This is a genomic window from Micromonospora sp. BL4, from assembly GCF_003667505.1.
Classification (GTDB): domain Bacteria; phylum Actinomycetota; class Actinomycetes; order Mycobacteriales; family Micromonosporaceae; genus Micromonospora.
The window spans coordinates 1-7,734 of sequence record NZ_RCVJ01000060.1 but is presented as its reverse complement, the minus strand read 5'-3'; the positions used below and the strand labels follow the sequence as shown (position 1 = coordinate 7,734).

7 protein-coding genes and 1 tRNA gene are annotated in these 7,734 nt (G+C 66.7%); 2 read left to right on the top strand and 6 right to left on the bottom strand.

What is annotated here, in order from left to right; all coding sequences use genetic code 11:
- Positions 1-633 (bottom strand): tetratricopeptide repeat protein (locus EAD89_RS04290; protein WP_199733412.1); only part of this gene is annotated, 633 nt, incomplete at its 3' end.
- Between the two features lie 234 nt (positions 634-867).
- Between EAD89_RS04290 and EAD89_RS04285 the strand changes: the two genes are divergently transcribed.
- Positions 868-951 (top strand) — tRNA-Leu (locus EAD89_RS04285).
- Between the two features lie 308 nt (positions 952-1,259).
- On the opposite strand, the gene EAD89_RS31330 is transcribed toward EAD89_RS04285, so the two are convergent.
- Complete coding sequence (locus tag EAD89_RS31330; RefSeq protein ID WP_368666337.1) at positions 1,260-1,703, bottom strand: hypothetical protein; 444 nt, start codon at positions 1,701-1,703, stop codon at positions 1,260-1,262.
- A gap of 385 nt (positions 1,704-2,088) precedes the next feature.
- Here EAD89_RS31330 and EAD89_RS31325 point away from each other — a divergent pair, with 385 nt between their 5' ends.
- Positions 2,089-2,469 carry a tetratricopeptide repeat protein gene (locus EAD89_RS31325; RefSeq protein WP_121674818.1) on the top strand — a complete coding sequence of 127 codons (381 nt, stop codon included), beginning with the start codon at positions 2,089-2,091 and terminating at the stop codon, positions 2,467-2,469.
- A gap of 366 nt (positions 2,470-2,835) precedes the next feature.
- Here the strand turns inward: EAD89_RS31325 and EAD89_RS04270 are convergent, their stop codons facing one another.
- The 4 genes from EAD89_RS04270 to EAD89_RS04255 all read right to left on the bottom strand — a co-directional run bounded on the left by EAD89_RS04270 (position 2,836) and on the right by EAD89_RS04255 (position 7,326).
- Entirely contained in the window at positions 2,836-3,195 is a 360-nt protein-coding gene (locus EAD89_RS04270; protein WP_147458754.1) for a hypothetical protein, read from the bottom strand.
- A 647-nt stretch (positions 3,196-3,842) separates the two neighbouring features.
- Positions 3,843-4,064: a hypothetical protein gene (locus EAD89_RS04265; protein ID WP_121674816.1), complete on the bottom strand. Its 222-nt coding sequence runs from the start codon at positions 4,062-4,064 to the stop codon at positions 3,843-3,845.
- Between the two features lie 415 nt (positions 4,065-4,479).
- Positions 4,480-5,121, bottom strand: a complete 642-nt coding sequence (locus EAD89_RS04260) for a hypothetical protein (protein ID WP_121674815.1) — start codon at positions 5,119-5,121, stop codon at positions 4,480-4,482.
- 330 nt (positions 5,122-5,451) lie between these two features.
- On the bottom strand, positions 5,452-7,326 hold the full coding sequence (locus EAD89_RS04255; RefSeq protein ID WP_121674814.1) for a PQQ-binding-like beta-propeller repeat protein: 1,875 nt from the start codon (positions 7,324-7,326) through the stop codon (positions 5,452-5,454).
- Positions 7,327-7,734 lie beyond the last annotated feature (408 nt).

The following is a 7,734-nucleotide window of genomic DNA, read 5'->3' as shown; positions in this document are numbered from 1 at the left end:
GCCGACCGTCTCCTGACCACCCGTACGCCCGGCCGTACGGCTGCCCGCCGACGGGCGCATCGCGGCCAGGGTCGCCAGGGAGAGCGTCGGACCGGACAGCGCGGCGCGTGTCCCGGCATCGTCCGCCGGAACGGGACCGGGGGAGCGGTCATCCGGGGCGAGCCGGGGCGCCGGCGGCGCCGGGCGCCGCTCGGCCGGCGCGGGAGCGGCTTCGCCGAGGTAGTGGCGTGCGGCGCGTACCGCCGGGTGGTGCTCCCCGAGCACGGCGGGTCCGGCGGTGGCGACGCGGGTGTAGTTGCGGCGGGCCTCGTGGCGGTTGCCCAGCTCCTCGGCGACCTCCGCGAGTTCGAAGGCGAGCGCGAGCATCGCGGGATCGGAGTGCTCCCAGCGCCGCTCGCCCGCGGCGAAGGCCTCCTCCAGCAGTCGGCGGGCGGCGAGCGGGTCGTCCGCCTCCCGGTGCAGCCGGGCCAGCAGATGCGCCGTGTGCAGGACCTCGGGGTGGTCCTCGCCGTACGACGGGCGGGCGGATCCGACGGCCTCCGTGAGCAGCTGCTTGGCGGCGCTGAGGTCGCCAGCAGCGCGCAGGGCGAGGGCCCGGTGCTGGGCGGCAGCCAGAGGAGAGGGATGGGGCACGTGGCAATGCTGCCGTCAGACGGGTGCCGGACGCTACCCGGACACGCCTTCGGTGGTGCGTCGGTGACCCCTCGCGAGGCGGTCTGAGCAGCGGTGGGAGCGCCTCGATGGAGGGGTCGGATGGCGATGTGCATGATCCACGAGTGGCGTGTACAGTAACTCCCCGTGCGGCCCGCTGGGCCGACCGTCGGGTGTCAAAATCATCCAGGTCGGCGAGGTAGGCTGAACGAGCAAGTCCGGGTGGCGGAATGGCAGACGCGCTAGCTTGAGGTGCTAGTGCCCGTATAGGGCGTGGGGGTTCAAGTCCCCCCTCGGACACAATTTAGTACATGATCCACTTGGGTTCGCCTGAGCCGATACCGTGCGGGCTGTCGGCCGGTAGGTCAGGTTCAGCCCCAATTCGCGGTAAATCAGGCCCTTGTCGGCGGGGTTGGCGTCGCGGAGCACGGCGTGATGTTTCCCAGGGGTTTCCACGATGTGGCGGATCTCGTCGGGGCTCATTGTCTGGCGTCCGTTGAGGCGGCGCAGCTTGGCCTCGGCGGTGACCTGTTCTGCTTGGACGTCGGCGATCCATCGGCTGACGACGGTGGGGTCGGCGCCGCTGTCGAGGGCGGAGCGGTAGCGGTTCAGCCGGGTGGTGCAGGTGGCGATGGTTTCCGTGCCGCCTTGATCGCCTGGTGGTCGGCGTCGTCGTGTTGCGCTTCGGCCATGGCGTGGACAGTTGCGGTGAGTCGGCTGGGCGAGAAGGCTCGGGCGAGCCATGGGTCGAGTTGTTCGAGGATGTGGTCCTCGCCGATTACCTCAACCGGGCCCGCGGCACGTTGGCCCGCCGGGAGAACGTCGTGATCTGCAGTGGCTATGGCCAGGGCGTCGCGTTGCTGCTCCAGGTGCTGGCGGCGCGCGGCGCCCGCCGGCTGGCCGTCGAGGACCCATCCGCGGACGACGACGTCCGCCCCGTCGCGGCTGCCGCCGGCCTGGAGGTGATCGGCGTCCCGGTCGGGCCGGACGGCATTCTCGTCGAGGAGCTGGAACAAACCGACGCGGACGCCGTCGTGCTGACGCCCTCGCACCAATGGCCCCGCGCGCCCTGGAAATCCACCGCTACAACATGCAGGAGAGCCGGCGCATCTGCGGCCCGGATACGCGCTCGACCATGGCCGCGCGCATTAACATCGCCAGCACGATGCGCTCAATGGGACGGAACGGCGACGCGGGTGCCGATCTTCGAAGAAACCTCCGCGAGAACATCCGCGTGTACGGACCCGAGCATGAGTCGACCATCGATGCCCGCGGCGAACTCGCTCGAGCCTATGTCCGGACGGGGCCGTGCGGCGGAGGCAGCGATGCTTCACGAGATCAACGAAGCCCTGCACCACGCCGAGGCCGCTGGAACGCAGGTCATGTGGTGGCCGCAGTACCGGGCGGCCGCCTACTCGGCCGCAGGCCGCCACGGCGATGCGATTGCGTTGTTGCGCAGCCTCGTTGAACAGGCCGAGGCGGCTCTTCCGCGGGACAACCCCAGCTCGATCCGGTTGCGACTCTTCCTCGCCCGTGCGTTGCCGGCGCGCAAGCCAGGACCGGCGGGCACTGCGACTGTTCGAGCGAGTGGTGCAGGACCGGGAGCGGATATTGGGCGCCGACCACACCGCGTCGCTGAACGCGCGCCGCAACCGGGGAATGGCCTCTGCGGTACGAGGCCAGCGCCGTCGGGCGAGAAGCGTGCTAACGGACGTGCTGGCCGACTACATTCGGATGCTGGGTGAAGCGCACCCATACACGGCGAGCGGCCGGTCGAGCCTGGAGCGGCTGCCATCGCTGCACGAGTTCCCGCCCTGAATGATCGGATGCCCCGCCGGGACGCTACTCCCATGGTTTTCTGACTCGATCTTCAACCTGGGCGCGCCTCAACCGAGTCTTCAACTGGGCCACCGACGCCGGCTTCCTCCGGGTCAGCGGCTCCACTTACCAGTTGCGCCACTTGTAGCTACAGCGGTGGCATCTCCGCAACAACTTGCCGCTGAGCCCGCGTACGCACCGGCCGCCGTCGCCGCCGGTCGACGAGTTGACAACCTCTCGGATGCCGACAAAGACAGTCGATGCTCAGCAAGAGCTGACCGCAGCTCGACGAACCTGCTTCGAGGTGTTCGCCGGTGGCCCCGTCCTCGACGGTTGATTCGGGGGCCACCCAGTTCACCGCTGTCGTCAGTCCATTAAGGCACTGGGCGAGGCGTACGCGACACAGGACGTGGGCTTGGTAGCAACCAGCAGGTCTACCTCGGTCACGGCCTTGTCCGACGGCGGAATCAAATCAGGGAAGGCGAAGGCACCACCGATGATCTTCTTGGCGTTGTCGTAGCAGACAACGTCCACCCTCGGACTCTTGAGAGGCGCCGCCATCTGGTTCATGACCTCAAACTTCGCTGTGTACCCATCTCCATACTCGGACTTTGACACCTTGATCGGGCCTGTCCCGATCTCAGGGATCGGCTCTGCGGAGAAGGCTCCCTCGTCCTCAACGAGCAGAGTGGCCTCGACGTTGGCCGCCTTCTTTCCCCTAGGCAACTCCGTCTGTGTCTGTACGGGGGACGTTTGCCCGACCCGCGGAAAAATACTCGACCTGCGACTCGCTCGCGAGCAGCTCACCGCTAGCGTCCTTGACGTTGAACTGAACCGAGGCGGTCTGACCGACCTTATCGGAAGTGTTTTGAACGACGGCGATGAGTGACACATAAATGTATCGCTGGCCGATGCCAGTTTCCAGAATCGACCAACTGGCTTCTCCTACGGCAGGCACTGAGGTGACTGAGGTGCTATTCGTCCCACCCGCCGAGGACGCCTGCTCCATCTTGTCCGCCTCACCACAGGCGGCGAGCGACAGTGCAGAACACGCTACGAGGGCGACGACCCGCATAGATTTGAATTTGATCCCCGTTCAAAAGGTTGCCAGGCCCGAACACGGTAGCGTGCTTACCGCAGCCAAGATCAACCATCCGGTCGTGCACCGTCGTATTTTCGGGCGTATGAATTAGCCCTTGGTCGCCCGTGGTCGAGGCCGGTGTAGGCGCGACCGTCAAGCCGATGCGCCAGCGCGACCATCGGCCGCTAAGGCTGGATCGCGAGGGTATGGCTGGGAAAACCGAAGCAGTCGACGGACCGTGCCGTTGCGCGGCAGCAGCCGGCACGAGGACCGGAGCAGTTCAAGGCGACGATCAAGCCGGGCGGTAGTCGTGGCCGTCCCAGCGGAATAGCTCGTAGCGGTGCGGGCCGCTGGCGCAGTCCGGCTCGCAGTTGTTGAACTCGGCACGGATGTCATAGGTCCCGTCGCGAGCGTCGTCGACCAGGGAGGCGCTGTAGAAGCGGGAGATTGGCAGCTGCGACGGCGACGGCCGCGAGCCGAAACCGTCGAAACCGTCCCGGGCGAAGTCAAGCACGAGCAGCCATCGAGCCGGCCCGGGTTGTAGCGGACGAACAGATGACCGGTGCGGTCGCTGCTTGGTGTCGCTGGCTCCAGGATTTCCCACGCACCGCCAGTCCAGCGCCAGCGCACCGTGCCGTCAGCGCTGACCGCGAGCAGCTGGCTTTCGAGCCTCGGCTTGGTGGTGCCCTCGTCCGTGCGGGCCTCCCGGCCGTGGACGGTGAGCAGCCAAGTGTGCTTCCACGTCGGATGCTCGAATGGGATCTCACCGGTGACGGCGCACTCGCTGATGCAGATTCCGAGCTGTCGCAGACGCGAGGTGTCGAAGGGCGGCGCAGGAGAGTCGGACGGCCGCTGGGGTGGTGCGGTGCAGCTCGCCATCACGAGGATGAGCACCACCATCGCGCTGCGACGTGTACGACTCGCGCCCGTCACGGTCGGACCAGGTGGAACGCCGAGCCACTACCCGCGTTGGAATATTCAACCTTGTACGAGGGTGCTGGGCCGGTGAGTCGGAACGCCTCTGACTGAGGCACCCGCTCGGGTCGGTCAACAAGCTGGCCGGTGGTGCCGAAGTACGACGTCAGGAGGTTGCCGTCGGGGCCGATAGCGTCAACCGCCATGACCCACTGGTACGAGTGGCGCTGCCCAGTGAATGTGACCCGGAAGGGCTCTCGGTCGCTCGAGGTGACATCGGTCTGATGGTCGTTGAAATATGGCCGGCCGGACTGCGCGACGTCGGGCATGGGACCATCAAGGTCGACTACGACGTTGATTGGTGGGTGGTCACTGCCGGAGTAGGTGCGGATCACGGTGCCGTCCATGGGCGCGAGGCGCTGCACCGTAGCCACGCGCAGCCCGGCAATTCTGGTCGGTCGTTCGCTGGTGCCGGTAAACGTCATAGTCACGCTGAGATCGGACTGGGCGGCGCCGTGCTGCTCGCGCAGGAAATCGGTCATGCCCCGCGTGAAATCGGCGAAACCTAGCAGCAGCGGTGCGGCGCGCGAGCCGTCGGTCAGCGGTTCGGGAAGGGCAAACGACTGCCCCGGCTTGTAGGAGTTGGCGATCCCCACGGTGTACCCGTGCCCGGGTGCGGCGGCCCCGGCCGGCGAGGACGCCGAGCCTGGGGGCCGGTCGTTCCCGAAAAATCTTTGCACTGCCTCTTCGCCTAAGCCTGTGGCCAGAGCTGCGACGAAAGTTAGGAGAACGGTGCCCACCGCGCCGCTAATGGCGAGGCCTCGACGGCGCGTAAGCCGGTGCCGAACCGCCGCACGTCGGTGCTCATCCGCTGCGGCCGGCGGCGCTGTTGCGGCATCGGTATCAGCGGGCCGCCCTGGTCGCACCTTTGAACGCTTCTGCCTCGTCGGGGAGGGTTCGCTATCGGCCACAGAACTCACCTCCTGTCATGCGTTGCGACATTTGCCGGAGGTCGCCGTCTCGGCGAGGCGGCGGGCTACCGTCCGTGCGAGCTCGGTACTGAGTCGATCGTCACCGGGAGTGCTGAGCTCGACCACGCATCCGCCTACCACTAGGACGACGCGCAGGTCTGTCGGGCCAAGGCCGACCACAGTGGCGTCGCGCACGGCGGCCATGTCCGCCACGCCGTCGAGAGTCCGACGGTGACTGAAACCGACATACTGCTCGGCGTACGCCTTTGCTTCGGCAGCGTCCGGGCTCGTCCACACCACGGACGCGGTTACCTTCGTGTCGCTGGCTCGCTGGGGAAGCCATGTACACATGGTCGTGACCGCCGTGGCTAAAGCGCCCACGGCCAAGCGGCCCGGATGCGGCGACGAGTACTCAGCGTTCGGCCGCACCTGCCGTAGGTCCGCTGTGGTCAACAGTTGGCATGGCTCTGGCCAACGCTCCGCGTCTGCCCCGCCGAGTAGACCTTTCCGGCCACCATCGAATCGATAGGCCGACACCGCTCGCTCGAAGTCGGTGGTTGTGTACGACGTGTAGCTGAGATAGAGCAGGCCGGCATCGACCGCCAATAGCTGCGTCCCGTTGTCAATGGGCACTACTGCCTCATGCAACTCGCCAGTTGTCGGCTGGACGACCCGCACGTGCTTCGACCAGAACGGCTCAGGAAGATCCTCAAGCAGATACAACAAACCGTCGTCGAGCGTCATCTCATGGTTACGAGCCTGCTGCGTCCAGCGAACCTGACCAGTGCGTGGATCTATGCCGATTAGCCGACCAATGCCATCGCTGCCCTGGCGAGGAAGGGCCGACACGACCGCCGTTGCCGTCGTGCGTAGCAGACACGGTGTGCCGTGGCACCTCATGTCGGGCATTGCCCACACCTGCCGCCCTGCACGGTCGACCAACGACAGGCCGCCGTCGTCGACGACGAGCACGGCGTCGCCATCGACCTGGGCGCGGGGCGCCCCGCGGCCGGGGTCGCCTGGGTCGGCCTCGGCTGGCCGCCACTCCGTCGCCGCAGTGCCGGTACGCGTTCCCGATCGCGGGTCGAGGAGGTGCACCGTCGCCCGGTCGTCGGGGCAAGTCGCTACGACAGCCGCGATTGCGTTGCTCCCGGCGAAGTTTTCGATCACACATGTGTCCGGTGCGGTCCACGACCACACCACGGCGCCGTCCGTGTGTTGCAGTCCATACAGGCTGTCACCGCACCGCAGTGCCAGGACGACCGTCATCGACCGGGTCAGTTGCGGGCCGTCGCAGTCGTCCGGCAGCGGACGGTTCCAGCGGGCGACGCCGGTGGCGACGGCCATCGCCCGAACCGTGCCGTCAACAATGCCGATCAGATCTCCACCGACGGCCAACGCCTCGCTCAAATCCGCGGTGGTCCAAAGCGTGCGGCCGTCACGGATCCGCACAGCGGTCAGCACACCGTCGTCGCTGAATGAATCGTGCTCCCGAAGGAAGGCCATTCCATCGATGGTGATGAGCGGTGTGTATTCGCCGTCCTCGGTCAGCCAAGTACCCGGACCTTCAAGCTGCCACCGTTGCGAGCCCGTTCGCGCGTCGACGGCGGTCTGCATCTGATGCACCATTTCGTTTGGCAGAGCTACTGTGTAGAACAAGATCACCTTTGATGCCGGATCGTAGCCCGCAGGCCACCTAGAACCGGACAGGATCTCCCAGTCGCGGACCAGCCGGCCCGCTGGCAGTGGAGCGGCCGAGGCGGCCGCACCGGTGTCGGAAGCGGCGCCGTTGGGCCTGACGGCATCCCGCGTCGCGTCCGATGCCAGGCCGGCCATGACTACAACAACCATCACGTACCGCAGCGGACGAAGGCTGAGCCGCACGACCATGGACCTCCATCGGATAACGCACCCGCCTTACGCGCGTTCGCCATGGCTGCGCCTAATCGGGCTCGTAAGACCGACCAAACGAAGGGCGACGGATGCCGATCAACTCATGCCGACAGCGAAACCGTACCGTGTGTAATCATCCGGTGGCATGGTCAGAGGGGCAGCTCTGTGGGGGTCCTCCGGAGCGGGCACCTCAGCCATACGGACGATGAAGAGTCATGTCGGGTCAGAGCAATGCCGGCACCCAGATGCGGTTGCGGTCTCACGTGCGGGCGGCATGAGGGAGGCGAGCGCCACGCGTTCATGGCCCCCGAGCGAGGGAGGCAATTGGTTCTCAGGAGGGAGGTCGGTCGTGGGCGCTGCGGTGAAGGTGATGGGTGTTCGACGATTGGAGGGAGCCATGAGCCT

Coding starts and splice junctions, on each gene's coding strand:
- EAD89_RS31325 (WP_121674818.1), top strand. CDS start 2,089: ATGCGATTGCGTTGTTGCGCAGCCTCGTTGAACAGGCCGAGGCGGCTC.
- EAD89_RS04255 (WP_121674814.1), bottom strand. CDS start 7,326: ATGGTCGTGCGGCTCAGCCTTCGTCCGCTGCGGTACGTGATGGTTGTT.